At 46.1% G+C, this 24,222-nt stretch carries 22 protein-coding genes; 16 read left to right on the forward strand and 6 right to left on the reverse strand.

Going from position 1 to position 24,222, the window contains the following annotated elements:
- Positions 1-4: 4 nt before the first annotated feature.
- A complete protein-coding gene (locus KJS57_RS08015; protein WP_213654342.1) occupies positions 5-1,237 on the forward strand; it encodes a response regulator in 1,233 nt (410 codons plus the stop codon).
- Positions 1,238-1,274: 37 nt separating this feature from the next.
- Positions 1,275-1,838, forward strand: a complete 564-nt coding sequence (locus KJS57_RS08020) for a tyrosine-type recombinase/integrase (RefSeq protein ID WP_211022443.1) — start codon at positions 1,275-1,277, stop codon at positions 1,836-1,838.
- 98 nt (positions 1,839-1,936) lie between these two features.
- On the opposite strand, the gene KJS57_RS08025 is transcribed toward KJS57_RS08020, so the two are convergent.
- Positions 1,937-2,620 (reverse strand): universal stress protein, encoded by a 684-nt coding sequence (locus KJS57_RS08025; protein WP_211022442.1) that lies wholly within the window; start codon positions 2,618-2,620, stop codon positions 1,937-1,939.
- Between the two features lie 124 nt (positions 2,621-2,744).
- On the opposite strand from KJS57_RS08025, the gene KJS57_RS08030 reads away from it, so the two are divergent.
- From KJS57_RS08030 to KJS57_RS08085, 12 genes are all read left to right on the forward strand, one after another.
- Positions 2,745-5,156, forward strand: a complete 2,412-nt coding sequence (locus tag KJS57_RS08030; protein WP_213654343.1) for a Na+/H+ antiporter subunit A — start codon at positions 2,745-2,747, stop codon at positions 5,154-5,156.
- Positions 5,143-5,565, forward strand: a complete 423-nt coding sequence (locus tag KJS57_RS08035) for a Na(+)/H(+) antiporter subunit B (protein ID WP_211022440.1) — start codon at positions 5,143-5,145, stop codon at positions 5,563-5,565. Before KJS57_RS08030 ends, KJS57_RS08035 begins: the two co-directional genes overlap by 14 nt.
- Before the next feature lies 1 nt (position 5,566).
- On the forward strand, positions 5,567-5,905 hold the full coding sequence (locus tag KJS57_RS08040) for a Na(+)/H(+) antiporter subunit C (RefSeq protein ID WP_211022439.1): 339 nt from the start codon (positions 5,567-5,569) through the stop codon (positions 5,903-5,905).
- The gene (locus tag KJS57_RS08045; RefSeq protein ID WP_213654344.1) at positions 5,898-7,373 is read left to right on the forward strand and encodes a Na+/H+ antiporter subunit D; all 1,476 of its coding nucleotides are present in this window, start codon (positions 5,898-5,900) and stop codon (positions 7,371-7,373) included. Before KJS57_RS08040 ends, KJS57_RS08045 begins: the two co-directional genes overlap by 8 nt.
- A 14-nt stretch (positions 7,374-7,387) precedes the next feature.
- Complete coding sequence (locus tag KJS57_RS08050) at positions 7,388-7,867, forward strand: Na+/H+ antiporter subunit E (protein WP_213654345.1); 480 nt, start codon at positions 7,388-7,390, stop codon at positions 7,865-7,867.
- On the forward strand, positions 7,864-8,145 hold the full coding sequence (locus KJS57_RS08055; protein ID WP_211022436.1) for a Na(+)/H(+) antiporter subunit F1: 282 nt from the start codon (positions 7,864-7,866) through the stop codon (positions 8,143-8,145). The genes KJS57_RS08050 and KJS57_RS08055 overlap by 4 nt, the downstream gene beginning before the upstream one ends.
- Entirely contained in the window at positions 8,129-8,548 is a 420-nt protein-coding gene (locus KJS57_RS08060; protein WP_211022435.1) for a Na+/H+ antiporter subunit G, read from the forward strand. The genes KJS57_RS08055 and KJS57_RS08060 overlap by 17 nt, the downstream gene beginning before the upstream one ends.
- Before the next feature lie 134 nt (positions 8,549-8,682).
- Complete coding sequence (locus tag KJS57_RS08065) at positions 8,683-9,201, forward strand: DUF2975 domain-containing protein (RefSeq protein ID WP_213654346.1); 519 nt, start codon at positions 8,683-8,685, stop codon at positions 9,199-9,201.
- Between the two features lie 10 nt (positions 9,202-9,211).
- The gene (locus KJS57_RS08070) at positions 9,212-9,421 is read left to right on the forward strand and encodes a helix-turn-helix domain-containing protein (protein WP_213654347.1); all 210 of its coding nucleotides are present in this window, start codon (positions 9,212-9,214) and stop codon (positions 9,419-9,421) included.
- Between the two features lie 103 nt (positions 9,422-9,524).
- Complete coding sequence (locus KJS57_RS08075) at positions 9,525-10,106, forward strand: hypothetical protein (RefSeq protein WP_213654348.1); 582 nt, start codon at positions 9,525-9,527, stop codon at positions 10,104-10,106.
- 250 nt (positions 10,107-10,356) lie between these two features.
- Complete coding sequence (locus KJS57_RS08080) at positions 10,357-11,484, forward strand: response regulator (protein ID WP_213654349.1); 1,128 nt, start codon at positions 10,357-10,359, stop codon at positions 11,482-11,484.
- A 623-nt stretch (positions 11,485-12,107) separates the two neighbouring features.
- Positions 12,108-15,821, forward strand: a complete 3,714-nt coding sequence (locus KJS57_RS08085; RefSeq protein ID WP_213654350.1) for a cellulase family glycosylhydrolase — start codon at positions 12,108-12,110, stop codon at positions 15,819-15,821.
- A 267-nt stretch (positions 15,822-16,088) separates the two neighbouring features.
- Here the strand turns inward: KJS57_RS08085 and KJS57_RS08090 are convergent, their stop codons facing one another.
- From KJS57_RS08090 to KJS57_RS08110, 5 genes are all read right to left on the reverse strand, one after another.
- Entirely contained in the window at positions 16,089-16,469 is a 381-nt protein-coding gene (locus KJS57_RS08090; RefSeq protein WP_213654351.1) for a hypothetical protein, read from the reverse strand.
- A 62-nt stretch (positions 16,470-16,531) separates the two neighbouring features.
- Entirely contained in the window at positions 16,532-17,044 is a 513-nt protein-coding gene (locus KJS57_RS08095) for a DNA polymerase III (RefSeq protein ID WP_213654352.1), read from the reverse strand.
- Positions 17,045-17,279: 235 nt separating this feature from the next.
- Positions 17,280-17,636 (reverse strand): hypothetical protein, encoded by a 357-nt coding sequence (locus KJS57_RS08100; RefSeq protein WP_213654353.1) that lies wholly within the window; start codon positions 17,634-17,636, stop codon positions 17,280-17,282.
- A 162-nt stretch (positions 17,637-17,798) separates the two neighbouring features.
- A complete protein-coding gene (locus KJS57_RS08105) occupies positions 17,799-18,236 on the reverse strand; it encodes a hypothetical protein (protein ID WP_213654355.1) in 438 nt (145 codons plus the stop codon).
- Between the two features lie 9 nt (positions 18,237-18,245).
- Positions 18,246-20,249 (reverse strand): polymorphic toxin type 30 domain-containing protein, encoded by a 2,004-nt coding sequence (locus tag KJS57_RS08110; protein ID WP_213654356.1) that lies wholly within the window; start codon positions 20,247-20,249, stop codon positions 18,246-18,248.
- Between the two features lie 205 nt (positions 20,250-20,454).
- Between KJS57_RS08110 and KJS57_RS08115 the strand changes: the two genes are divergently transcribed.
- Together KJS57_RS08115 and KJS57_RS08120 are read left to right on the forward strand one after the other, a co-directional pair.
- On the forward strand, positions 20,455-21,339 hold the full coding sequence (locus KJS57_RS08115; RefSeq protein WP_213654358.1) for a copper amine oxidase N-terminal domain-containing protein: 885 nt from the start codon (positions 20,455-20,457) through the stop codon (positions 21,337-21,339).
- Positions 21,340-21,440: 101 nt separating this feature from the next.
- On the forward strand, positions 21,441-24,134 hold the full coding sequence (locus KJS57_RS08120; RefSeq protein WP_213654359.1) for a hypothetical protein: 2,694 nt from the start codon (positions 21,441-21,443) through the stop codon (positions 24,132-24,134).
- Positions 24,135-24,222: the final 88 nt, after the last annotated feature.

Genomic DNA, 24,222 nt, shown 5'->3' on the forward strand with positions numbered 1-24,222 from the left:
CAACATGCTGAGGGTTATATTGCTGGATGATGAAAGACCCGCGTTGAAGGTGCTGAGTAAATTAATCGAGGAACATCATGCTGTACAGGTGGTCGGAACATACACAGACCCATTGGAAATGTTTAACGAGGTAAGCAGGCTGATGCCCGATCTCGTCTTTCTGGATATTGAGATGCCGGAGATGAACGGGTTACAAATGGCTGCCCGATTGCGGGAGCTGCGCGAGGACATCGAGATTATTTTTGTTACCGCCTATCCTCAGTATGCCTTGGATGCTTTCCGCGTAAGCGCGATTGACTACTTGGTAAAGCCGGTGGAGCCGGATATGCTGCATCGTACGCTAGAGAGAGTATTGAAGAGAAAAGGAACATCAACACCTCCTGCAGCGATTGAAACGGAACCCCGGATTGTTTGCTTTGGAGGGTTTGAAATATACGAAGGGGAACAGACGGAGCCCGTTCGTTTTCCTACCGTTAAGGCGGAAGAGCTGTTTGCCTATTTCCTGATCCACCGGAATACGATGATTTCCAAATGGACGCTGTGCGACAGTCTATGGCCGGAGGTTGCATCTACGGATAAAGTCGAACATAAATTGCATGTGAACATGCATCGGATGAAGAAAACACTGCGAGACAGCGGAATCAAAGTGCGGATGTCCTCCCAGAAGGGTTTCTACCGAATGGATTGCGGCGAGATTTGCGATTACGTATTGTTTGAGCAAGCAGTGACCAATATGGCGGATGTAAAAAAAGAGACTACCATAGCCTTAACCACAGCGTTTGATCTGTATAAAGGACAGCTCTTCGCAAATAGGGACTACGCCTGGTGCGAGGCGGAACGTGAGAGAATGTCCCGATATTTTGCCGGCCTCGCCAAGGAAATAGCCAAACGGCATTTGGAAAACGATCAACACCGGCAGTCGGCCGAAGTCCTTCTTACTTTGCTCAGCCATGTCCCTTTGGATGAAGAGGCTCATGAACTCCTTTTACGGACATATAAGATTTTACAAGATCGAACAGCGTTCCTATTCCATTATGAAAAGATGGAGAAAGCATTTATGGAGGAGCTGGGGGCAGAGCCTCCGGAATTTTTAAAGCAGATGCACGCCGATAATATATTCATAGTCGTATCTTCCTTAATTAAGGCACCCAAAGGGTGCCGTTTTTATTTTTTTCAGGGATATTTCCTGCTCATTTTCATTCAATTCTCATTTGTGATGTTACTTAATATATGTTAAGCTACAATTAAGTAACATCAATTCGGAGGGGTTATCGGTGCAATATGTGAATCCGATTCGAGACATGCAGACCATTCAAGCGATGAAGGAGGAGCTGAGAAAGCACTCCATCAGGGACTTGCTGCTGTTTGTACTTGGTATTAATACGGGTTTAAATCTTGTGGATATGCTGAATCTTACGGTACAGGAAGTATGGGATGGTCAGAGCCCGAGACAGTTTTTGTTTATTAAGGACGAGAAGACAGGGGAGGAGAAGGCCTATTACTTAAACAGCAAGATCGGGGATGTTTTAAATGAGTACTTGTCCGGTAAGGATTGGAACGAGGATGATTATTTGTTTAAATCCAAGAAGGATGGAGGCCCGATTACCCGCCAGCAGGCCTACCGGATTATTAATCATTCCGCAAGGGAGATTGGGATTTCGGAGAATATCGGGACGCATACGCTGAGGAAGACGTTCGGTTACCATGCGTACCATAGGGGTATTGCCATTTCCATCATCAAATCGATTTTGAATCATCATTCTACGGCAGAGACGCTGAAGTACTTAGGCGTGAATAAAAGCGAAGGCTTGCCTATCAAAGTAGATGTGGACTTATAAATCGAATGTCATCATCCGCCAATAAAAATAAGAAACTCCCCACATCAATATGTAGAGAGCATTGGATAACAGGTACGGAATAGACCTCTAATTTTAAATTAATTATCTGCGTCGTTCAGGTTCATTGTTGTTTGAATATCTACATTCTTCAATTCCGTAACAACCCCATCTATAACAAGAACCTGCAGCGTTTCCGCGTCTTTCATAAAGCGAAAGATACCATTATCGAAGTCCGTATCGGCTTCTTTGAAGAAAATACCTTCATATAGAGTATCTTTATCATGGTTAAAGCTGATCTGATACTGGTCTCCGTCCTGAACTAAATAGGCGCGAACACCCTTTTCATACAGTCCTTCTTCATCCCGGATATGACGGGCGACGGAAACGATGTGCAAGTCGACAAAGGGGATGTCGCGCACCAACGAATTGATAATCGACCCCTTCGTAATTTGTTCCCATCGGCTATGCGCCGTCTGGCCCAAAATGATTTGAGTAACCTGATGTTCTCTGGCTACTTCGGCAATAACCTTGGACACGGGACGGTGTTCGTTATCCTTCATTATGAATTGAGCCGTAGGGTGGGAATGGGCAAACTCTTTCCATTTCTCGATATAAAAAGTTTTCTCGGCATCCAATTCATCAAACGGCTTCGGATCAATGGTCAAGACATAGAGCGGAGCCTGGAGCATATTGGCGATTTTGCAGCCGCGCTTGAGTAATCTTTCTCCGTTCGGCCCATAATAAACGCAGACAAGTATGCTCTCATTGAACAGATTATCCATTTTAAATCATTCACCTCAAGGTTAATAATGGAGCTTATTTAAACTATGTAAGACTATAGTAGAAGTCACCTCAAGAGTCAAACGGTATTTAAGAGGATTTGATTGGTTAGCGAGGAGGAGTGCGGTGAATACAATATATCTCTTTATTTTTCTGCCGTTTATCTTTGCGTGTATAGTTCCCTTTTTGTATAAGCATTTGAACCGTCAGGTTCATACAGGCTGGTTCGTGCTAGTCGTCCCATTATCTATCCTGATCTATTTGCTGCGATTTATACCCGCTGTTTCATCCGGAGAGACTTTTGAATATACGTTCTCCTGGATTCCGTCTTTCGGTATTCATATCACGTCCTATGTCGACGGTCTTGGCCTGCTGTTCGGTCTGCTGATTTCCGGCGTCGGAGCTCTGGTCATTCTTTATTCTATTTTTTATATGTCCAAGGTACGGGAAGCGCTCCATAACTTCTATATTTACCTGCTGATGTTCATGGGAGCCATGCTGGGATTAGTGTTCTCAGATCACATGTTGGCTTTCTACGGGTTCTGGGAACTGACGAGCGTATCTTCCTTCTTATTGATTTCCTATTGGTATGAGCGGAAAAGCTCCAGGCAAGGCGCCATGAAATCTATGCTGATTACGGTGTTTGGCGGTTTCGGCCTGCTGGCCGGTTTCATCATGCTGATGATGATGGCGGACACGTATAGCATTCGGGAATTGATTGCGAATATGGAGGTCATCCAGGGACATTCGCTGTTTATTCCTGCCATGCTATGCATCCTGTTAGGGGCCTTTACAAAGTCGGCGCAATTTCCATTCAGCATTTGGCTGCCAGATGCGATGGAGGCGCCTACCCCTGTAAGCAGTTATCTCCATTCGGCCACAATGGTTAAAGCCGGCATTTATTTGGTGGCAAGAATGACGCCCGTCTTCGGCGGCAGCCCGGTCTGGTTCTGGCTTGTATCCGGCGTCGGGATCATTACGCTGCTATACGGTTCATTGACCGCTTTGCGGCAGACCGATTTGAAGCCGCTCTTGGCTTACTCGACCATAAGCCAGTTAGGCTTGATCATGAGCCTGCTCGGGATCGGTTCCCTGGCCGTCTATTTCGGCCCCGGCGAGAGCGGGACCGTGTTTACCGTAGCTACGTTTGCGGCTCTCTTCCATTTGTTTAATCATTCTACCTTTAAAGGAAGTCTGTTTATGGTGGTCGGCATCATCGACCATGAGACAGGCCGGCGGGATATCCGCTATTTAGGCGGATTGATGCATGTGATGCCGATCACGTTCACGATTGCGCTGGTCGGAGGCCTGTCCATGGCCGGGTTACCGCCGTTCAACGGCTTTCTCAGTAAGGAAATGTTCTTTGCGGCAGTGCTCGATGTATCCAAAGCAGGCGTATTCGGCCTGAATAGCATAGGTACGCTCTTCCCGATCATTGCCTGGGTTGCCAGCATTCTTACCTTTGTGTATTGCATGATCTTCGTGTTTAAAACCTTCGGGGGAAAATATCACCCTGAACGCCTGAACCGCAAGGTGCATGAGGCGCCGATCGGCATGCTGATCGCTCCGATGGTGCTTGGCCTGCTTGTCTTGCTGATCTTCTTCTTCCCGAATGTGCTGGGCAAATATATCCTTACCCCGGCATTAAGCGCAGTTCTGCCTATGATGACCGTCTCTTCTTACGATCTGAAGATCAGCGCTTGGCATGGCGTGAACTATGAGCTGCTCATGACGATCGGCGTGATTCTCCTCGGGGGCCTGCTCTATATGGCCAAGAAGCGTTGGCTCCCTGCGGCCCGTAAATTCCCGCAGAACCTGACGCTCAATCACTTTTTTAATGAAGGCTTATCGGGCGCCGAGCGATGGTCGGCTTCGTTGACCAACCGGTATATGACGGGTTCGCTGCGACACTACTTGCTCTATATTTTCGTATTCTTCGTCCTGTTATTGATGGGCTCGCTCTTATGGTTCTATGGGCTCCGCTTTGATTTCTCCAATAACGCGATGATTAGTGTGTTTGATGCCGGGCTGGTGATCTGTATGATCATCTCCGCATTAACGGTGCTATTAGCAGGTAATCGAATCGTAGCCATTGTTGCCCTTGGGGCGTTAGGCTATATGGTTTCCATGTTCTTTGTGATCTTCCGGGCTCCGGATCTGGCTCTGACCCAGATGGTTGTAGAGACGGTGACCACGGTACTGTTCTTGCTGTGCTTCTATCACTTGCCGAAGCTGAAGAAAAGCATGGAACGCCTTTCGTTTAAATGGACGAATTTATTCATCTCGATCGCGGTCGGCCTGACGGTAACCGTTCTGGGATTGTCCGCGAATGGTCATAAGTTATTCGAGCCGATCACCTCGTTTTTTGAGAATTCATACAAGCTGGCCGGCGCCAAAAATATTGTAAACGCAATCCTGGTCGATTTCCGCGGCTTCGATACGATGCTGGAAATATCCGTATTAACGATTGCCGGACTAGGTGTATACGTACTGATTCGTCAACGTTCTAAAAGGGGGAAAGAACATGAAGCAGAATGATGTCATCTTGCAAAGTGTAACCCGGGTAGCCGTTGTGATCATTTTGACCTTCTCGTTCTATCTATTCATGAACGGCCATCATCATCCCGGCGGGGGTTTCATTGGCGGGCTAAGCACGGCGGCAGCGATTGTTCTTCTATATCTTTCTTTTGGCATCGATAAGGTCAGGGAGAATATCCGCATGGATTTCAAGAAACTCGCTGCCATCGGTGTTTTGATTGCCATCGGGACGGGGATGACGTCCGTCATCTTCGGCAAGCCTTTCTTAACTCAGGCGTTCGACTATTTCAATTTGCCGATTTTCGGAAAAACCGAGCTTGCGTCCGCCTTGATCTTTGATACAGGGGTTGCCTTGGCGGTTATAGGCACTGCGGTCAATATTATTCTGAGCATAAGTGAGGACCGCTAATATGGATACCTTAATCGTCATCCTGGTCGGGATCTTAGTCACTATCGGCACTTATTTGATCTTATCGAGACATCTCTTGCGGATTGTGTTGGGGACATCCATCATCGGCCATGCCGTCAATCTGTTAATCATAACTTCCGGCGGGTTGAAGACAGGGGCTGCTCCGCTGCTTGGGGAAAAAATTACGGACTTCACGGATGCTCTTCCCCAAGCCTTGGTGCTGACGGCTATCGTCATCAACTTTGCCGTGACCGCATTGGTACTGGTTCTGTGCTATCGCGCTTATCAGGGCTTCGGGACCGATGATTTGGAACAGCTAAGGGGGGAGGAGCATGAATAACTTATTAATCGCGCCGGTTGTTCTCCCGTTAATCATAGGCATGGTGCTCATAATTTTTCATACCAATATCAAGCTTCAGCGGGTACTAAGCTTAATTGCCTTGCTCGCTACGAGTGCCGTTTCTGTTCTATTAATCAATCAGATCCACCAACAAGGGATTCAAACCTTGCAGCTGGGCGGCTGGGAAGCCCCGTATGGCATCAGTTTTGTCGGAGACATGTTCAGCGCATTGCTGCTGCTCGCCACGTCCATTGTTGCCGTATGCTGTCTGATCTATGCCTTCACGACGATGGGCAGGAAGCAGCAGAAGCTTTACTTTTATCCGTTGTTCCTGTTCCTGGTGACGGGGGTCAATGGCTCGTTCTTAACCGGGGATTTATTTAATCTGTACGTCTTCTTTGAACTGTTCTTGGTGTCTTCTTACGTGTTGATTACCTTTGGCGGCGAGAAGAGACAGCTTCGGGAGTCTCTAAAATATATCTTCACGAACATTATTTCATCGGCCTTCTTCCTGATGGGGGTAGCTTATTTATACTCGATCACGGGCACCTTGAACCTTGCCGACTTGTCTCTCAAGATTGCCGAGGTGGGTCAGGACGGACTTATCACTACCGTTGCCTTTTTATTCTTGATCGTTTTCGCGCTAAAGGCGGGGTTGCTGTTATTCTTCTGGCTTCCGGGCTCCTATAGTGTGCCTCCGACCGCGATTGCCGCAATCTTTGCCGCATTGCTGACCAAGGTAGGGATTTATGCGATCTTCCGCATGTTTACGCTGATCTTCTATCACGAACCGCAGATTACCCATTGGTTCATAGGAATATTGGCTGCGCTCACGATGATCTTAGGCGGGCTTGGGGCGATAGGCTTCTGGGATTTAAAAAAGATACTGACCTACAATGTCGTCATCAGCGTCGGATTTATTGTGGCAGGTCTGGTCTCCTTAACCTCGGCCGGTATTACAGGATCGATTTATTATTTGATTCACGACATGATCATCAAGGCGCTCATCTTCTTGATCGGCGGTACGGTGATTCATTTGACCGGAACCAGCGACTTGAAGGAAATCAGCGGTTTGATCCGGCGGCACCCCGGGCTGGGCTGGATGTTCTTCCTTGCCGCACTATCGATGGTAGGCATTCCGCCGCTTAGCGGATTCCTCGGTAAAGTCTTCATTACCCGCGGTACGTTTGAGGGAGGTTACTTTTGGCTTGGGGCCATCGGGCTCGTTGCCAGCTTGTTCATCCTCTACTCTATGATGAAGCTGTTCATGAATGCTTTCTGGGGTGAAATGAAGCTGAGCGAAGAGGAGGAGCTGGGGACGACGAAAGGCTTGATTCTTCCGATTGTTCTGCTCACCGTCGTCAGCCTCGCCCTCGGGATCGGAGCGGAAGGCATTGCGTGCTATGTGACCCAGGCTGCCGAGGAGTTGTTGAATCCGAGTCTCTATATTCAAGCCGTGTTTGACTAAAGGGGGAGAAGGCTATGCCCATTCAGGTTTTGCTCAATATATTCATCGCGTATTTATGGATGTTTCTCCAGGATGAGACGAGTGTTCTCAACTTCATCAGCGGCTATTTTGTCGGCTTGATTATTTTATTCTTCATGCGACGGTTTTTTAAGAAGCCGTATTATTTATTTACGTTAGCGGCTGTCGGCAAGCTGTTCGTGATTTTCATCCACGAATTGTTTACTTCCTCCATTATGGTCATGAAGCATGTGCTTCAGCCCAAGCTGGATGTAAAGCCGGGGATTTTTAAGGTGGAGACCGATTTGGAAGGGGACCTGGAGATTACACTGCTGTCCTTGCTGATTTGCTTAACTCCCGGCTCGGTCGTCATGGAGGTATCCTCCGATTCGAAGATGTTGTATATTCATGGCCTGAATATGCCTGACTCTAAGGAATCTGTCATCAAGTCCAAATCGATTTTCGAAAAAGCAATAAAGGATGTGACAAGAAAATGATATTCGAGACAATCTTGGTTATTGCTTTATGCTTGCTGGTGCTGGCGATCATGGCTAATCTGTACCGGATCGTGAAAGGGCCGTCCAGTGCGGATCGCGTGCAGGCGCTGGATTCGGTCGGCATCAATATCATTGCCAGTATCGCGGTATTCTCCGTCCTTTTTCACACGCATGCTTTCTTTGACCTAATTCTGCTCATCGGAATTTTATCCTTTATAGGGACGACCGCCTTTGCCAAATTCCTGGAGAGGGGTGTTGTCATTGAGCGGAAGCGGTGAAGTCATCGGAGCTGTCCTGATCCTGATCGGGGCGATCTTCAGTCTGATCAGCGCGATCGGGAATGTCCGGTTGCCGGATGTATATACAAGATCTCATGCTGCATCTAAAAGTTCTACGCTCGGCGTGCTGTGCGCGCTGCTTGGAACCTTGCTGTACTTTTTAATCTCCGACGGTTATTTCAGCATCCGCCTCATTCTGGGAATCTTCTTTGTATTCCTGACGGCTCCGGTGGCTGCGCATATGATCTGTCGGTCGGCCTACCGGCACCACGTGCCGATGACCGAGAGTACGGTTCAAGACGAGTTGAAGGACTATTATATGGAGAATGAGAATATGGAGTTAGATTCGGAAGATCTGACGGACGAAGTGGAGCAAGGAAGTAAACCACTACCCACAAACTGAAGCACCGGCATGAGGGCATCGGGTTCATCAGCCATAATGATGAATTCGATGCCCTTTTATTTCATTATGACTCGCTGATTAATCGATAATAATATCATGATAATTAACAATTATTTATTGATTATCGATAAATAATGTGTATAATCAAAATATCGATAAATGAAGCGAGGTGCTTTTTTGTGAAGCGAGAAACACTCTTTTTGAAGGCCGTTGTTGTTCTGGTCGGGCTCCCGGTGCTTGCCTTGTGCATCTTTGGATTGCCACAGATCGTTAAAGAAGCGGCAGAATACTTTTCTCCCTATTGGGTGTATCCGGTATTTATCGTGATTTACGTCTCGGTAATCCCGTTCTTCTTTGCCTTGGTTCAGGCATTTAAGCTGTTAAGCTATATCGACAAGAATCAGGCTTTCTCCGAATTGGCCGTCGGAACTTTAAAGAAAATTAAATACTGCGCCTTCGCCATCAGTATCCTGTTTGCGGCAAGCGAGCCTTTCCTCTATTTGATGGCCGAGAAAGACGACGCTCCGGGGATCATTGTCATCGGCTTGGTCATTATTTTTGCATCCTTCGTGATTGCGGTCTTCGCGGCGGTGCTTCAAAAGCTGTTAAAGAATGCGATCGACATCAAATCGGAAAATGATTTAACGGTCTGAGGTGAATATAATGGCGATTATAATCAATGTTGACGTGATGCTGGCTAAGCGGAAAATGAGCGTAACGGAGCTTTCGGAGAAAGTCGGAATTACAATGGCGAACCTTTCTATTTTGAAGAACGGCAAGGCCAAGGCAATTCGCTTTTCAACGCTGGAAGCAATTTGTCAGGCTTTGGACTGTCAGCCCGGAGATATTTTGGAATACCAGAGCGAGGAATAGAAAGGCCCATAGGGGTGAAAGGATGTAAGTTGAAGTGAGGATGTTGACCGGGGAACGAAAGATATATCTCCTTTTGACGGATACGGGAACGGTATTAAACCGGATGATTAAGTCTTATACCGGACAGCGCTATAATCATGCCTCTATCGCTTTTGATGCAGCATTAACAGAGGTATATAGTTTTGGGAGAAAGACGGAGAGAAATCCTTTTATAGGAGGGTTCGTACGGGAGGATCTTCGCTCCGTTCTGTTTATGCAAGCGGATTGTGCTGTCTATTCTTTAACCGTAACCAAGGAAGAATATCAAATCATGCGTCGGTTTGTTCAAGAGATCTACGTGCAGAGGGAACGCTACCGTTATAATTTCATAGGATTATTTGGCGTGATGGTTCAGAAACCGGTCGTGCGAAAGCATGCTTTCTTCTGTTCACAGTTTGTGGCTTCTGTTCTGAAGAGGGGAAGGGTCCTTTATTTTGACAAAGATCCGTCCTTGCTTGAACCAAGCGAGCTGCCGTATGCCGGAAATTTTCAACTAATCTTTGAAGGCAGGGTGAAAGACTATCAAGCAAGTCTCATCAGCGATCGCGTGCATGAATCTCCGGGGAGAAGGAAGCATTTCTTCGCGAGGCATTCGGGCGGCGAAAGCGCCTTTGACTTAAACAACCGAGAAGTCTTGCACCGGTAACTCCTTGGTCTGTCAGCCACCGCTGATGGGTCAAGGAGTTTTGTCGATGACTCGCCATTTTTATTTAAAATTTGATATAATAATTTTCCGATCCAGGGACCTGACCTGATGATTGTTTTAACCTGAATCAGGGTACGGTATGGAAAGATGAGTACATTCATATTCGGAAGGGGAGTGGACAAGTGTCCAACTTCGGGCCAAGTCTTCTAAGCAGGGCGTTTCAGTTTTTTCAGGAAATCAGTGACGTGCGATGTTAAGGGCCGTATTGCTTGATGATGAGAGACCCTCATTAAATATACTGAACAAACTGGTCAGGGAAAGAAGCGATGTGCAAGTGGTCGGTGCCTACACGGATCCTTCCGAGATGCTTAGGGATGCAAAGGAGCTTGGACCGGATATCGTGTTTCTGGATATCGAGATGCCCGGGATGAACGGGCTGGAGATAGCGTCGCGCATATTGGAGCTGCTGGAAGACGTGGAGATCGTATTTATTACGGCTTATCATCAGTATGCTTTGGAGGCGTTTCGCGTCCATGCGTTGGACTATTTGCTTAAGCCGGTGGAGCTGGAGTTACTGTATCGGACCATAGATAGAGTAGTAAAAAGAAAGAAGGGTAACGTCGCTGCAGTGTCAGAATCAGGACAAGCTCCTTCCCGCATCGTATGCCTCGGAGGCTTCGAGGTGTACCCGGCAGAGCAAACGGAACCCATCCGCTTTCCTACCGCCAAGGCGGAAGAGCTATTTGCCTATTTACTGGTCCATCGAAACACGAATATTTCAAAGTGGACTCTTTGCGACAGTCTGTGGCCGGGAATTATATCTTCGGAGAAGCTGAATCAAAATCTGCATATGGCCGTGTACCGGATGAAGAAGACGTTGAGAGATGGCGGAATTGGAGTGCGCATCTCTTCCCAGCGCGGGTTCTACCGGATGGAATGTGACGCTCCGTGCGATTACGTGATGTTTGAGCAAGCCGCTGTGGATATGAATGAGTTAAATCCTCGCCATGTTGAGGTGGCAACAAAAGCAATTCAACTGTACAGGGGACCGCTCTTCGGAAGCCGCGATTACCCGTGGTGTGAGGCGGAGCGGGAGAGGATGTCCCGATACTATGCGGGTCTTGCAAAAAGAGTCGCCAGATGGCATTTTGATCAGGGCCATTATCATGAGACGATTGAACTTCTGCTGTCGGTGCTCTACGACGTACCCTTTGATGAGGAAGCCCATGAGATTCTCCTGAGAGCCTATATCGGCTTGCAGGATCGAACTGCCTTTTTGCTACATTACGAGAGGATGAAGGCGAATTTCATAGAAGAGCTGGGTGTGGAGCCTCCGGCAACATTAAAGCAGCTATATATAAATATGCGTCTATATTAAGGATTTCGATCTCGATCTGCGCCTCGATCCTAAAGCGGCTGTTAGAGAAATCCGGTCTTATCTAAGAGTTTCGAAAAAATGAAATAAGCTGCTCCAGGCAGCAAAAAAAGCATCGGCCAAAGGCCGGTGCTTTTTTATTTGAGTGCTTTGCAACATTCGTTTTCAATAATTTTTATCACTTTGTTATTTCAGTACATTGACAATTATGATAACAAATAATAAAGTGTGGATACTAAAATGAATAATTTTAGTAAAACGCCTCGTTTTTTGTAACCGTTTTATGTGTATGGATATGAAAATTTGTTATGAAGGGGGTGGTTTCCGACGACGAAACTTATTACACGCCGTTAATCCTCAAAAGCATTAATTCTTCGTCCTACAACATTCCCATTCTCTCAGCATGAATGAACTCCAGCTTGAACCTTCCGTCTGCAACTGTGATTTCAGCAGAAGTATTGCAGATTTTCCATCACGTTTACAATGACCTAATGCAACCTACACTCCACCATCGTCAATTGCTTCTTTTAAATAAGAAAGCGCTTTCTGTTGTAAACCTTATAGCTAGGGGGAAATTAGCGAGGCTTCGATTTGAATTTTTATATATCCGAATAGGAGGTCTATTCATGAAAAAGATTTTAGCTTGCATGCTCATCTTTGGAATGATATTTAGCATGATGCCGTCCATGAGTTTGAGCGTTAAGGCTGCAACCAATGTGGCTCTGAATAAAGCCGCAACCGCAAGTTCGGTAGAGGACAACGATAAAACCCCGGACAGGGCGTTTGACGGAAATACTTCAACCCGATGGTCGTCCAATTATTCCGATCCGCAATGGATCAGCGTTGATCTCGGCGCAGTTACGGAGATTAACGGTGTTTTACTGAACTGGGAGACGGCCTATGGCAAATCGTATCAGATTCAAACGTCCATGGATAATAATCAATGGGACACGGTGTACGCTACAACCTCGGGAGACGGCGGCATCGACTCCATTTCTTTTGATGCGAAATCCGCCAGATATGTAAGAGTGTACGGGACAGAAAGAGGAACGCAATGGGGATATTCCCTTTGGGATTTCCAAGTGCTTGCGGGAGGCGGGGAGCCGGAAATACCGCAGAATACTATTGTATCCGGTACGATATATAAACTTACAGCCCAGCATAGCGGAAAAAACCTGGAGGTAGCCGAAGGTGCTGCGGCAGAGGGGGCCAATGTGCATCAATGGACCGATAACGGCCTGCCCCGGCAACAGTGGAAAGTCATCGATGTCGGAAACGGATACTACCAGTTGATCTCCCAAGCCAGCGGCAAGGTGTTGGAAGTAGCGGGATCGCAGAGCAATGACGGAGCGAATGTTCAGCAATGGAGCGCCAGCGGCCAGTCAAATCAGAAGTGGAAAATTACGGACGTGGGCGGCGGATATTATAAGCTGATCGTTCAGTCCAGCGGCAAGGCTTTGGATGTAGTCGGTGGCTATACGCAAGATGGGGCAAATGTCCAGCAATGGACCGACAACGGGAATCCCCAGCAGAAGTGGAAGTTTACGCCGGTTACGACAACGACGCCGGATACCACGGCACCTACCGCGCCTTCTAATCTTTCGAGCACCGCAAAAACCGATACGACAGTGAGCCTGTCATGGACGGCTTCTACCGACGATGTAGGTGTGGCTGGTTATGATATCTATCGTGGAACGGCTTTGGCAGGCACGAGTACGACCACAAGTTTTACAGTAACAGGACTGACGGCGAACACGGTATATAGTTTTACGGTAAAATCCAGGGATGCCGCCGGAAATGCATCCGACGCAAGCAACCCGCTAACGATTACAACGAATCCTGCCTCGTCAAACCACACAGGATTTTATATTGAAGGCACGACGCTTTATGACGCTAACGGGAATCCTTTTGTGATGAGAGGCGTAAATCATGCGCATACATGGTACAAGGATCAGCTCTCCGTAGCTATTCCCGCTATAGCTGCAACCGGAGCCAACACGGTAAGAATCGTTCTTTCGGACGGACAGCAGTGGACCAAGGATAGTCTTTCCGCGATCCAGAGCATCATTACTTTATGTGAACAAAACAAGTTAGTCGCGGTGCTTGAAGTCCATGACGGAACGGGTTCGGACAGCCAGGCGGTACTGGATAACATCGCGAATTATTGGATTGAAATGAAAAGCGCATTGATCGGAAAAGAAAAGACGGTCATCCTGAATATAGCCAACGAATGGTTTGGCACCTGGGATGGCGCAGGATGGGCCCAAGGCTACACATCCGTAATTCCGAAGCTTCGCAATGCCGGCATTAAGAACACTATTATGGTAGACAGCGCAGGGTGGGGGCAATATCCGCAATCGGTATTCGATTACGGGACCCAGGTATTTAACTCGGATCCGCTCAAAAACACCATGTTCTCAATCCATATGTACGAATATGCGGGAGGAAACGCAACCACCGTTAAGAACAATATCGATAATGTCTTGAACAAGAACCTCGCGCTTGTCATCGGCGAATTCGGAATCAAGCATACGAACGGTGACGTGGATGAAGCGACGATTATGAGCTACAGCGAGGAGAAGAATGTGGGTTATCTCGGATGGTCATGGAAAGGAAATGGCTCAGGGCTGGAGTATCTCGACATGTCGAATGATTGGGCGGGTACCAGCTACACCGAGCAAGGAAATGCCATCATCAACGGCCCTAACGGCATAAAGGCCACGTCGGAGATCAGCTCGGTTTTTGGTGGCGGAACCTCCGACAACCAGGCACCATCACAGCCTAAGAACTTGTCGGGCACATCGCCAACCTATTCTACCGTAGCGCTCACCTGGACGGCATCGACAGATAATGTAGGAGTCACCGGTTATAACGTGTACAAGGATGGAGCATTAGTGGACATCACCACTTCGACGACCTATACGGTTACAGGGCTGAAAGCCAATACGAACTATGCCTTCACCGTAAAAGCGGTCGATGCCGCAGGTAATTTATCCGCGGCCAGCAACCAGGCAAGTGTAACGACGATGAACAGCAACGACCAAACTGCTCCCACCGCGCCGTCCGGCCTATCCGTAGTTCCCGGCATCACAACCGCCCGCCTGTCGTGGACGGCATCGACGGATGACATTGGCGTAGCAGGTTATTATGTATACAACAATGGAACCTCTCTCATCGGTACGGCTACCGCAACTAGTTATACAGCTTCCGGGTTGGAAGGGAACACAGCTTATACGTTCACGGTAAAAGCTTTTGACGACGCAGGGAATGTATCGTCAGCAAGTAACGCGGTGACGGTGACCACCGGCGACCCGGGACAGCTTCAGCCTATGGATCCGGGAATCATCGACGACTATACAGACTGGTATGTAGGAATCAACGGGGAGGATGAGCCGACAACTCCGACCGTAGCACAGCTTGCTCCGCTTGAGAACGGCGGGTTAAACATGAGCTTCAACCTTCAGGCCGAGAACTACCCGAGCATTCAACTGGATCCAAGCCCGGCGGCGAATTGGAGTTCGTACAGCAATATGAACCTCATCCTGACCAATCCCAACCCGGTTGAAATTCAGCTTCAGCCAATCGTAAAAGACGGGGCCTGGAAGTGGGTGGAACTTGGCCAGTATATCAAAATCCCTGCAAAAACGACCATGATGGCCACGGTTCCTTTAACGGCGCTGACGAATAAGGAGGTGAACCGGATTATTTTTAGAGTACAAGGGGGAGGCGGCAATCTGGTGGGGAGTCTTCAACTGCATTCCGTAAGCTTTGATTTGCCGGCCGGTGCCTATGCACCTGAGATTGCGGAAATGAACCGCCCCAAGACGGCAAGCTACTATCCATGGAACTTTGTGGATTCGGCTTTTACGGGAACCATTTCAAGCGGGTTAAATGGCGAAACCATCTCTGTGAATTATGCTGCTACCTTAAGCGACAGCATCTCAGCCGGAGTCGCTACGGAAACTAAGCCCGGCCTTGGAAAAGGAGATGACTGGTCCAGCTATGGAAGCGTGTCCTGCACCCTGACGAACACAGGAACCAAGCCGATCCATGTTTCGCTGGTATTGCGGACCGGCACCGATTGGATTTGGGAAGAGACGGGGGGCCAAACCGCAACCGATCCTTCCGTCGAACGGGTCATCGGGGCCGGGGAATCCGTCGACGTCGAATACGCGTTCAATGCTCCCATATGGAAATCAAAAACCACGAACTGGGTAAATAATACACCGCTCTCGGACCCAACCGACATCCGGGCCATCGAATTCAAGGTATATGCCGGAACCGGGGAGAGCGTGACTGCCGGAACGTTGAACATTACGAACTTTCAGGTGAACTTCTAAAGAATTAAAGTAACGACCAGCGGAGAATGGTGCAGAGCAGGAAGAACCCTTGGCCTAGGAGGCCAGGGGTTCTTGGTATGCTGCCTTCAATAATAAGACTCTAAATCTAGAACCTGTTTGAATCCAATCTTATTCACTATAACTCTATCAATTATGACAAAAAGAGACGACTTAAGGACAACCGATTTCCTCTGCATCTTCTTTAGCCGCCTGCTTTAGTCCACCTGAATGGATTTGCCGTCTCCAAGGCCGAGTAAAACAGTACAGTCAATTATAAACTTTATATCCTTTAGCGATTACCCACCCATTAAGACCATATGATGCTGAAATTACATAATAGTTATACTTTTCATTTTGTAAATGTTCAATCAAATCCTCTATCTTTTCATAATGTATCGGCCATCCGTAGTTCTTCTGTTTCTCTAACAGTGCCTTGTTACTTTTTAGAAATCGGCTTACTTCAAATGAGCTAATATCAAAAATAATACTTCCCTGTAGCTGTGCTTCAAACATGTGCGCCAAGACGTCAATAAACTCGATAGTTGTGGTAACGGAATCGTTGCTACCATCTATTGTATGTAATTTAATTCCGCATTTTTGGAGATTAACCTCGTAAGATACAATCTCATTATCATGGACACTAAGCAATTTTCTCCAACCTCCTACCTTGAAAAGTATTATTCATTTACTTCTCGAATTTTTTTACTCCTTTACGAGTTCTCATCGCACACTCGAATAATCTCTTTAGGTATTGACTCAAAAACAAATACCTCCGGTTTTGGATAAGGTCTTTTTAACAAATATTCTTGAAGTGTCACCATGCTATCCCAATACAACTTAATCCAATGTTCAATACTTTCTCCTGTGTCAAAGTTCAAGGCTTCTTCATCAAAATCCTTGAAATCATCGTAAAACGCTTGGTCATAGATAGAAAGAGAAACCTCACCATCAAAAACCAGAATTTTATTTGTAAACACAGGGAAACAAAAGGACTTAGAAAAACGATTAGAAATATCAACACCTATAGCTTCTTTAAAATTAACCCAATCAGGTGTATAAAAAGGTCTTAAACTTTCAGTCTTTTCAATTTTTACTCTACCGCCGTTACTGTAACGATTATTAGATTTGGTAGAAAAAAGTATTCCTTCTTGCATGACTTGTTCTTTCGAAATAAAATGCTCATGATTTTCAGGTAAATAAGCATGATACAAAAATAAACTCACTTTCTCTCACCCACTCATTCTTTATTTCTTGGCACAAAAACAGGTTAATTATGGTGGTATCCGACCATAATTAACCTGTTTAACGCAAATGCATTATTTAGTAAATGAAATTCAAGAGTTAATCTGCGTACAACCGAATGGCGAAATTTTTATAAGGGGTGGATTCTTTTGGTCACCCACCCTCTCCAAAACAGAAACCTTGAAAAGCAAGAAGCCAATAACAGGTTTGTGAAATTTATCGACTTTTGGGAGTGTATGCCTTTCCCCATTTATTAAACTTATCCCAAAATTCTTCGTCGAACACAGACTCCTTGTCTAATCCGAATGTCAAGCCAAGTTCTTTCCACTCGGTAAAGTTAAAGTTAGTTGGATATAGTTCGGTTGTATAAAGTTCTATAACTAAGCCCTCATATGACATTTCATACTCACCATGTTCCAGATAATGTTCCACACCTTCTAGCCCATCCAAAGATATAATATTCTTCGACTTATTTATGAAATCTTCTAATATTTGTTTCTCTTCAATCACTGCTTTCCCTCTCTTTATATTAATTTGGTGGATTGGCAGGGACATCGGTCGGATAAGCTGCATTCGTTTCATCCTCCCTTTATTGTGAACACGCAAAAAAAAGGCTTATTCCTGCTCATAAAAAGAGTGGGAAAGAGCTATTGAAAATTAATCAAGTGTATGAATTGTATAGTATTTGGTTTGTTGTTTGTATTGTCTCGTTACTAGGGTGTAAATGTAAAAATACTATTCTTGTTTTTTAGCCCAATACCCTTCAATTTCATTTATTGCGTTTATTGCATCTGCTCTAATACTCCCATTCTCATGATCCAAATATTTGGTCAGATAGAATAAGTAATCCTTTTTAAAAGTGAACCCTAATATCGTCAATGCGGAGTGGAAACACTCTTCGGGCAGAGTATCAAGATTGTACGCTAAAATATCAAAGTTAATCTCATCAATCTTCTTATACGTTGCTGCGGTAAGTATTGAGTTGAATATTTCCTCCTTTATCTCCAAATTGTCTTCTTTTAAACCGAAATCAAGCAATGCTACAATTATTTCTTTAAAATTATCAATTGAATTGTTATATGATTCAAATATATCAGAAAGGTGGCTTAAAACTTCTGTTTTTTCCTCAACATCTGATCCAGAGAGTGTCGCCCTTATTTCTTCTACCTTCATTTTTTCACCTCACTTAAATGGGATATGTGTCTCATTGGCAATTGACTCATCATAATATGGACTATTCTCTTTAAGCACATTCTCTTTATGGAAGTTCCCGTTTGAATCCATTGTCCACTTCCATTTTGGGTTTACTTGTTTGACCTCTACTCTATAAATCCAACCATTTGCAGCATTGCTTCCGGGTGGGGCGGAAGGATCGATACTGTGCGCGCGAACATCCCATGTCTTCCCTGCTTCATCAACCCATCTGAATTTTATTCCTTCCTTTGCCCCTCCTGGCACCTCCCGCCAAGGAATTTGTTTAGCATCTGCAGGTATCCTGGATATAAGGTCATTTACATCTTTAATATTACGAAAGTTGCCAACCGCTCCCGTACTAATTCTATTAAGGTCTATATCAGGAGCTTTAACCGTCCCCGCCGCTTTCCCAGTCAAATCCCCAGGCTTCTTCGGGCTCCCCCCGGAGCTATTTCCGTCTCCATCCATAAATATCTGCCGATACTGGAGTTGGTTTTCCGTAGGCTTGGAGGACTGCTGCTTAGAGCTATTGTTGGGAATACCGTCAACAGAAGGCCCCGTGGTGGCAAGATTCGTTCTCGAACCCCAGTTCCAGAGATCTTTACGCATGTCTTGGAAAAACTTACGTAGATCGGCCGCAGGCAGAGCTGGCAGCTTTACCTTTAATTTGTTGCTAGGGAGGGTTTCAGACGCCATGCCCGGTGTCTTCACTTTTGGCATCCCTGGGCTTCTTCGCGGAACTACGCTTGGTGCGCCGGCGCCATAACCGCCCGCCAGGTCCGATTGGGCCTGTTCATGGGTCGGGGTGAGTACATACAGGCTGTTTGCCGCAACCTCTTCGGTCCCAGCATCCCGGAGCGCTTTGGCGATTTCAATCTTTCGTTCATTCGTGAGTTGCTGGCCGAGCCAATAATCGAGATTTCCGATTTGATCAGCTCCGTGCTCGATTCCAAGGGCTAGGGTCAAAGAGACATAATAGAGCTGGAAGTCCCCCGGGCTTTCCTGTCGCTTCTGGTTATAATATTCTACGGCCTTTTCCAGGATCCTGTCCGGATCTTTTCTTTCCGCTTCCATTCTTTTGATAGCGGACTCGGCAGGCCCATAGGTAAGCTGGACCCATGTGCGGTATGTATTGTTCAAAAGCCCGGCTGCAATCATGAATCGCAGTTCGGGTTCTTCCGGCATGGGTGAAGTATCATGCTTCAGCGGATTATATTGGCATGCCGTTAGCGGTGAGCCCGAATAATGGCCGCTCAGATTGACGTTAGCTCCAAACCATTTTTCGGAGACGCCCAGTTGTTTTAGCTTCTCTCTTTGCTCCCTGGCGTACAGTCTTGCTGATTCCATATAGGGTCCATTGCCGTAGGTTTTGTAAATGGCATATGCCCGTTGGCTGCGTGCGATGTTCTCAAAGGCTTCAGCAATCTGTATCAGTTCCAGCCAAGCGCGTTCCTTTTCGGTCCAATCTCCTGACTCCATCTGCCGTAGAAGGTGAGATATCCGCTCGTCTTCTTTTACATGCTCTAGTCTTTGCAAGAGAGGTGCTCCTGTTACTAACATCAGGGGCTGTTGAACAAACCGCTTGAATGTATCCTTCCAGTTAAGCGTCTCTGTCCCAGCGTTTCCCATTAATGGCCTACTCCGGATAACATTGCTTTTGCCTGATTTCAACAACCCAGTCTCCCAGCCGGTTATCGTGAATTTGACTGTTCTCTTTAACATCAAGGCCGTCTTTTTCTCTATTTCGGCATATTGGGCTGATACTTTACGAAGTGATTTCTCCTTCTGATCTAGTTGGTTGCTTATACTCCTGGATAGATTAAATACCTCTTCGAGGAGACGTTCTGTTTCATCTATAGTTGACTGTACGCTTCTTGATTCAGAGTAGTCGCGCCTCAGATTCTCTATCATTATTTTTAATTCCCGTACTAGTCCCGGCACCCGATCCTCTATGTTGAGATTCATCCGCTTCATTTGATCGGCCAGATTCATAATCCGGTCAAGATCTACTTTCACACTGGGTTCACCGTCCAATCCGACAAGAGTATCTATGTGGGTATTTTAGCAATATAAGGAATTGGAATCAATATCATTAGAAGGGTTATTTACCCAAATTTGATTGTCTGTGGATTGAGTTATTTGTATAATAGCTAGAGTTGGGTTAGGAAAATATTACCTTTAAAGGGGATGTCTATTCATGAAAATGAAAAAAGCAGGATTCATTCTTATGTCTCTTATTCTTATGTTGACCGTACTTCCAGCTCTGTCTTCGGCAGCCCAGTTGCCCTTACGCGTGGAGGTGGATGGGGAGAAGATTGTTTTCCCGGATGCACAGCCTTTTGCGGACAAGAATAGCCGGGTACAAGTGCCCGTGCGGTTTGTGAGTGAGGCACTTGGCGCAAAAGTGGACTGGAATAGCAAGGCCCAGAAAGTAACGGTAAGCCTGGAGGGTAACCAGATTGTACTCACTTTGGGCAAAAAAAGTTACACGGTCAACGGTAAAACCAAGCAAATGGATACCGTGGCGCTCCGGAAATCGAGCAGAACATTCGTGCCGCTGCGGTTTGTGAGTGAGGCGCTAGGAGCGGAGGTCAAATGGGACTCCTTGAATTACATCGTGGAAATACATACGGGAAGCGGATCAACAGGCTCGACAACAGGTGAAGATACTGGTAATGCAGAGAAACCAACAACATGGGAGGAATTTGAAGCTAACAGAAATGTGGAGGGAAAGAGCGAGAAACTGAAGGTAGAAGGGTTTAGTTTTAATAATTTCTATAAATCCGGGTTAACCGTATTTGGTGATCGTTATGATTCGAAAGCAAAAGAGACAGCTATACTACGAATTTTAGTGAGTTTTGGATTCGAAGATGATGATTTGGACCAGCAGATTAAAGATGTTGAAGAGGTTATTGGGCAAAGAATAAACTCGAAAACTGTCGACTCTATTATGAGTTATGTTAAACAAAAGAAAAAAGAGGAGGATAAACTGGCAGAAAAGATATTTCAAGATGATACTTTTAAGGTAGTAGTAATATCAAAAACTTACGATGATATTATTATTTATGTTTGGTATAAGTAGGTGAAATCGTGAAGAGGTCTAGCCTTCTATTTTTTATAGTGATATTCTTATTCGGCTTCTTACCACAAGGAAGAGTGTACTCCCAAGAGGAGAACACTTTGTTGGATTATCTTAAAACGCTTACCCCTGATCTTGTGTTACAACGAGCAAACGAAGAGATGAAAGAACTGTACGGATTGAAAAATTATTATCCTGTCAAGACGGATAACGGCTCTTTTAATGCTGCCCTAGTACAGAAACAAATAAACGAGGCTATTAAAAATCCGGAAAATTTCTCTGGGTTTGATATTGTCTATGGAACCAGTCATGGAACTCCTATCGTTCATCATGGGCAGCACATGACCAGGTATTCCGGATACAATAAGTTTGGTGATCCGGTATCCACGGATGGGTTTCCCTGGGACGCGGGTTGGAGTGGTGTACAGATTCATAATTTCAGTTTAGTTCCGTCTCCATGGAAAGATAAAGACCTTAATTATAAGTTCGATGATTTTCCTAATAATTTTAAAGGCCAACTCACGGACAAGTATAAAGAACTCAATCCCAAGCTTCACTTCGAACAACAGATCCTCACGGCTCTAAATAAGAAGTATGCTGGGGTTAGATATGGCGACTATCTTATGTATAACAAACAGAATTTCCATAATAAAGATAGAAAGGTTTACTATAAAAACGGTGCTCCCGCCGGTGGGTGGATTAAGTACGTCCACGTCATTCAGCCTCCGACTTACCTGTCGCAGGGTTTCGGGAGAGTCTATTTGGAATCCAACACTTACATGGATGTTCCCATAGCCTCATTCGCGACAACGAAGGGGAGCGATATCTCCGCAGAGTTTGACGATCTGCCGACGTCGGCGGCAGCCGGGGATCGGGTGGAGGTGTCGGTACTGGTGGACTCTACATTCCCGAAGGAGGTCAGTCCCGCTTATTCCTGGGTTTTGACTCGGGTAAGCGACGACAGATCGTTAACGAAAGAAACAGACCAACTGGAGTTTAGCGGAAATGCGGGGGCAGCTTCGGCATCGGGTACGATCAGCATAGACCCCGGCGGTAAACGAAGGTTGGGTGCTACGTTCACTATGCCGGAGAGCGCTGTCCGTATCCAGTTTAAAGTCAACGAGAAGGGGGACGTTCCGAAAGAAACGATTCTCAGCAACAATGTTCTGGATTCCTATCCCCAGGCGATCAAAGTGGCTGAACCGCAGTCTTATCCGTACGATATGCTAACCAAAAAAGTAAGGCTTCCTCTTCCCGAGAATACGGTAACCTTACAACTACCGGATTTGGAAGATGCGGCGTGGGACGGGAATGCTACCGGATCATTAAACGTCTACAACAAAACGGAGGATTTGTTGAGAGACTTTAAGATTTTGAATAATCCGTCAGTCAATGAGGACAGCGAAACGATAACCCGTTCGCCCGTGGTGACTTATACGACCTTGAGAAAGGATTTCGGCATCGACGGCAAGAATGACGATCCGGAAAACCGGAAGTACGTAAATCTTGAATCCCCAGGGAGTCCATTGCGGAGAACGGGACAGATCTTTTACGATGGCTCCGTAAGTAGAAAGTATACGTATACGACATATGAAAATAAATGTACCGGCGAAGGTGAGGCTCAAAAGTGTGAGAGTGTCCCGAAGAAAAGCTCAGGAACCGTAACCGAAAGTTTCAACAGCGACACCGTCACCAAGCCTTATGAGATGTACGTGTACAATGGCCGGGAGGTCGTACCCAAGTTCAAGTACAGGGATGAGATCGAGGAGAATCAGCCGGATTCTTTGACCAAAAATCTATTTTGGACCAATGAACCTTATTATTACTCCGTCATTCGTTGGATGCACCATCAAGATGAAGCTGGTGAGGAATATGGGTGGACCAAGGTTCCCGGCCAGTACGAAAGAGAGTTTATTCAGCAGGCCAGCGGCTTTGTGAAATCGACGAAAACTAGGACGATGGAAGAGGAGTACAGTCAGTCCAGGAAGGCGGCAGCGAGCAGAACGAACAAGAAGTCCCTCTATGACAAAGCTGTTTTTGCCACGGACAAGGATCTTCAGAAATATGATTATCCGGTCAAGTCCGGCTATTATTTTAATCCGGCGGGCAGCTATACCTTTACCCTGAATACGGTTGTTTTTAAGGATAAAGAACCGGCGGAGGGCATGATGACTAATGATCATAAGGACTTACTGGACGCCTTGGTTAACTCGTTCCGTTATGAATCGGATTTAATGTATATTAACAACAAGAAACAAGCAGTCAATATTCATAATGAAGGATTGGCACCCAAAGGCGGAGGCTTTGAGCGAAAGACAGGCGTACTGTCCGTACAAGATAGTAAAGGAGTAAATGGGGAGAAGCTCATCCGCGTCCTGGACCGGAGTGAGGATAAGTCCCGCTTTGATCAGAAGGTAGAAGAAATTGAACATACCGATGTGCGCGGCGAAGACTCCCATGTATTCTGGAAGAAGGTACTTGAGGGCTACAGCGAATCCAAAACCGAAACAAGCCATAAGTCGTATAAATACAGGGAGTATGTAGAAGCCGGACAACATATTTACAAGATTACCGAGACTTCGAAAATCACGATCGTGGTTAATCCGGATAATATTCCGCTTTACACGCATGCAAACATGCCGGACGGTGAGTACAACATCAAGGTCTGGTTCGAGGATGTCAACTTGCAAGATATCGATCATACTTATTCTATTTTAGGTAATTTAAAAGGGATTGAGACCATGGATTCCCTAAAAGTAACTGTAGTAGGCTCCATGTTCGATGACTTGAACAACTAGGGGAGGACATAACACGCTGACGCCGATATCTATCGGCGTTTTTTTTGTTTCATAGTTCGATTTATCTGTATATCAAAAAACCAGCCTC

The organism is Paenibacillus vini (assembly GCF_018403325.1).
Lineage (GTDB): Bacteria > Bacillota > Bacilli > Paenibacillales > Paenibacillaceae > Fontibacillus > Fontibacillus vini.

What these genes read in the sequence shown, in the direction of transcription:
- KJS57_RS08070 (WP_213654347.1), top strand. Translation starts at nt 9,212, where the DNA reads ATGGCGATTATAATCAATGTTGACGTGATGCTGGCTAAGCGGAAAATG.
- KJS57_RS08045 (WP_213654344.1), top strand. Translation starts at nt 5,898, where the DNA reads ATGAATAACTTATTAATCGCGCCGGTTGTTCTCCCGTTAATCATAGGC.
- KJS57_RS08110 (WP_213654356.1), bottom strand. Translation starts at nt 20,249, where the DNA reads ATGAATCTGGCCGATCAAATGAAGCGGATGAATCTCAACATAGAGGAT.
- KJS57_RS08050 (WP_213654345.1), top strand. Translation starts at nt 7,388, where the DNA reads ATGCCCATTCAGGTTTTGCTCAATATATTCATCGCGTATTTATGGATG.
- KJS57_RS08100 (WP_213654353.1), bottom strand. Translation starts at nt 17,636, where the DNA reads ATGCAGCTTATCCGACCGATGTCCCTGCCAATCCACCAAATTAATATA.
- KJS57_RS08040 (WP_211022439.1), top strand. Translation starts at nt 5,567, where the DNA reads ATGGATACCTTAATCGTCATCCTGGTCGGGATCTTAGTCACTATCGGC.
- KJS57_RS08085 (WP_213654350.1), top strand. Translation starts at nt 12,108, where the DNA reads ATGAAAAAGATTTTAGCTTGCATGCTCATCTTTGGAATGATATTTAGC.
- KJS57_RS08105 (WP_213654355.1), bottom strand. Translation starts at nt 18,236, where the DNA reads ATGAAGGTAGAAGAAATAAGGGCGACACTCTCTGGATCAGATGTTGAG.
- KJS57_RS08055 (WP_211022436.1), top strand. Translation starts at nt 7,864, where the DNA reads ATGATATTCGAGACAATCTTGGTTATTGCTTTATGCTTGCTGGTGCTG.
- KJS57_RS08015 (WP_213654342.1), top strand. Translation starts at nt 5, where the DNA reads ATGCTGAGGGTTATATTGCTGGATGATGAAAGACCCGCGTTGAAGGTG.
- KJS57_RS08065 (WP_213654346.1), top strand. Translation starts at nt 8,683, where the DNA reads ATGTGTATAATCAAAATATCGATAAATGAAGCGAGGTGCTTTTTTGTG.
- KJS57_RS08075 (WP_213654348.1), top strand. Translation starts at nt 9,525, where the DNA reads ATGATTAAGTCTTATACCGGACAGCGCTATAATCATGCCTCTATCGCT.
- KJS57_RS08025 (WP_211022442.1), bottom strand. Translation starts at nt 2,620, where the DNA reads ATGGATAATCTGTTCAATGAGAGCATACTTGTCTGCGTTTATTATGGG.
- KJS57_RS08035 (WP_211022440.1), top strand. Translation starts at nt 5,143, where the DNA reads ATGAAGCAGAATGATGTCATCTTGCAAAGTGTAACCCGGGTAGCCGTT.
- KJS57_RS08080 (WP_213654349.1), top strand. Translation starts at nt 10,357, where the DNA reads ATGTTAAGGGCCGTATTGCTTGATGATGAGAGACCCTCATTAAATATA.
- KJS57_RS08115 (WP_213654358.1), top strand. Translation starts at nt 20,455, where the DNA reads ATGAAAATGAAAAAAGCAGGATTCATTCTTATGTCTCTTATTCTTATG.